This is a genomic window from Enterobacter cloacae complex sp. IR5422 (assembly GCF_049238165.1).
GTDB lineage: Bacteria > Pseudomonadota > Gammaproteobacteria > Enterobacterales > Enterobacteriaceae > Enterobacter > Enterobacter roggenkampii.
The window spans coordinates 1-1028 of the sequence record NZ_JBMKHT010000113.1 but is presented as its reverse complement, the minus strand read 5'-3'; the positions used below and the strand labels follow the sequence as shown (position 1 = coordinate 1028).

At 52.9% G+C, this 1028-nt stretch carries 1 protein-coding gene; it reads left to right on the top strand.

Annotated features, from left to right (window positions below; genetic code table 11):
• Nucleotides 1–1028: elongation factor Tu (gene tuf / locus ACOTXT_RS22455; RefSeq protein WP_025912577.1), on the top strand; the 1028-nt coding region annotated here is incomplete at both ends.

Genomic DNA, 1028 nt, shown 5'->3' with positions numbered 1-1028 from the left:
AAAACCTACGGTGGTTCTGCTCGTGCATTCGACCAGATCGATAACGCACCAGAAGAAAAAGCTCGTGGTATCACCATCAACACTTCCCACGTTGAATACGACACCCCGACTCGCCACTACGCACACGTAGACTGCCCAGGCCACGCCGACTATGTTAAAAACATGATCACCGGTGCTGCGCAGATGGACGGCGCGATCCTGGTTGTTGCTGCGACTGACGGCCCAATGCCTCAGACTCGTGAGCACATCCTGCTGGGTCGTCAGGTAGGCGTTCCTTACATCATCGTGTTCCTGAACAAGTGCGACATGGTTGATGACGAAGAGCTGCTGGAACTGGTAGAGATGGAAGTTCGTGAACTGCTGTCTCAGTACGATTTCCCAGGCGACGATACCCCAATCGTTCGTGGTTCTGCTCTGAAAGCGCTGGAAGGCGACGCAGAGTGGGAAGCGAAAATCATCGAACTGGCTGGCTTCCTGGATTCTTACATCCCAGAACCAGAGCGTGCGATTGACAAGCCATTCCTGCTGCCAATCGAAGACGTATTCTCCATCTCCGGTCGTGGTACCGTTGTTACCGGTCGTGTAGAGCGCGGTATCATCAAAGTTGGTGAAGAAGTTGAAATCGTTGGTATCAAAGAGACTGCGAAGTCTACCTGTACTGGCGTTGAAATGTTCCGCAAACTGCTGGACGAAGGCCGTGCTGGTGAGAACGTTGGTGTTCTGCTGCGTGGTATCAAACGTGAAGAAATCGAACGTGGTCAGGTTCTGGCGAAGCCAGGCTCAATCAAGCCACACACCAAGTTCGAATCTGAAGTGTACATCCTGTCCAAAGACGAAGGCGGCCGTCATACTCCGTTCTTCAAAGGCTACCGTCCACAGTTCTACTTCCGTACTACTGACGTGACCGGTACCATCGAACTGCCAGAAGGCGTTGAGATGGTAATGCCAGGCGACAACATCAAGATGGTTGTGACGCTGATCCACCCAATCGCGATGGACGACGGTCTGCGTTTCGCAATCCGTGAAGG